General features: G+C 73.5%; 2 protein-coding genes and 1 pseudogene. All 3 read left to right on the top strand.

What is annotated here, in order from left to right:
* Nucleotides 1–286 (top strand): annotated as a pseudogene (locus ABZ914_RS50995) (hypothetical protein); the annotation flags it as partial.
* Nucleotides 283–978 (top strand): 3-oxoacid CoA-transferase subunit A, encoded by a 696-nt coding sequence (locus tag ABZ914_RS50990; RefSeq protein WP_387029195.1) that lies wholly within the window; start codon nt 283–285, stop codon nt 976–978. The pseudogene ABZ914_RS50995 and the gene ABZ914_RS50990, both read left to right, overlap by 4 nt.
* A gap of 2 nt (nt 979–980) precedes the next feature.
* Nucleotides 981–1,658, top strand: coding sequence for a 3-oxoacid CoA-transferase subunit B (locus ABZ914_RS50985; RefSeq protein ID WP_500201767.1), 678 nt, complete (start codon nt 981–983; stop codon nt 1,656–1,658).
* The last annotated feature ends 49 nt before the right edge of the window (nt 1,659–1,707 follow it).

Genomic DNA, 1,707 nt, shown 5'->3' with positions numbered 1-1,707 from the left:
CTGGGGGGGGGCGGGGGGGGGCGCGTTGGAGATGAAGGCGGGGTGCGGGGTGCAGTCGCTGGTCGGCGGGGCCCCGGGGGGCCTGCCCCCGGAGATCGTCAACACCCGGGGCGGCGCGATCGCGATCGGCCACCCGCTCGGCGCCAGCGGCGCCCGCGTCCTCGGCACGCTCGCGAAGGTGCTCCGCGAGCGCGGCGAGCGCTGGGGCGTCGCCGCCATCTGCATCGGCGTCGGGCAGGGCCTCGCCGTCGTCCTCGAGAACACCGACACGGAGGCCGGGGCGTGAGCCGCACGGAGATCCTGGAGAGCATCGACGAGGCCGTCCGCGGGATCGAGGACGGCAGCACCGTCCTGGTCGGCGGCTTCGGCTTCGCGGGCATGCCGTTCGACCTCGTCGACGGGCTGATCCGGCAGGGCGCGAAGGACCTCACCATCGTGTCCAACAACGCCGGCAACGGGGACGTCGGGCTCGCCGCGCTGCTCAAGGCCGGACGGGTGCGCAAGGTGATCTGCTCCTTCCCCCGGCAGAGCGACTCCTACGTCTTCGACGAGCTGTACCGGGACGGGAGGATCGAGCTGGAGATCGTGCCGCAGGGCAACCTCGCGGAGCGGATGCGGGCGGCGGGCGCGGGCATCGGCGCCTTCTACTGCCCGACCGGCGTCGGCACCCCGCTGGCGGAGGGCAAGGAGACCCGGACGATCGACGGCCGCGTCCACGTCCTGGAGTACCCGATCCGGGGCGACGTGGCGCTGATCAGCGCCCACCGCGCCGACACGCTGGGCAACCTCGTCTACCGCAAGACCGCCCGCAACTTCGGCCCCGTCATGGCGACCGCCGCGGCCACCACGATCGTGCAGGTGGGCGGCGTCGTCGCCGCCGGGGACCTCGACCCGGAGGCGGTCGTCACGCCGGGCATCTACGTCGACCGCGTGGTGCGGGTCGAGGAACGCCACTACACCGTCCAAGGAGCGCGCTGACGATGTCCCCCACCACCGAGTCCTCCACCACGGAGCCCGGCGCCACCAGGCCCCTCACCCCGGACGAGCTCGCGGCGGTCGTCGCCCGCGACATCCCGGAGGGCTCCTACGTCAACCTCGGCATCGGCCGTCCCACCAAGGTCGCCGACCACCTCCCGGACGGCTCGGGCGTCGTGCTGCACACCGAGAACGGCATGCTCAACATGGGGCCCGCCGCGACGGGCGACGAGATCGACCCGGACCTCACCAACGCCGGGAAGGTCCCGGTGACGGAGCTTCCCGGCGCGTCGTACTTCCACCACGCGGACTCGTTCGCGATGATGCGCGGCGGCCACCTCGACGTGTGCGTGCTGGGCGCGTTCCAGGTCTCGGCCACCGGGGACCTCGCGAACTGGAGCACCGGCGCCCCCGGCGCGATCCCGGCCGTCGGCGGCGCGATGGACCTGGCCATCGGCGCCAAGCAGGTGTTCGTGATGATGACGCTGTTCGACAAGCAGGGCCGGTCGAAGCTGGTGCCCGCGTGCACCTACCCGCTGACCGGCGTCGGCTGCGTCAGCCGCGTCTACACCGACGTCGCCGTCATCGACGTCGGCCCGGACGGCGCGTCGGTCCGCGAGACCTTCGGCATCACGCTCGACGAGCTCCGCGAGCGGGTGCCGGTCCCCCTCAAGGCCCCCTGACAACGGAGCGGCCCGGCCGCCGCGGTCCGAGATGGAACCGCGGCCGCCG

Source organism: Spirillospora sp. NPDC046719 (genome assembly GCF_040645715.1).
In the GTDB taxonomy this organism is placed as follows: domain Bacteria; phylum Actinomycetota; class Actinomycetes; order Streptosporangiales; family Streptosporangiaceae; genus Spirillospora.
This window is presented reverse-complemented; position numbering and strand designations above follow the sequence as displayed.

What these genes read in the sequence shown, in the direction of transcription:
- ABZ914_RS50985 (WP_500201767.1), top strand. Translation starts at nt 981, where the DNA reads ATGTCCCCCACCACCGAGTCCTCCACCACGGAGCCCGGCGCCACCAGG.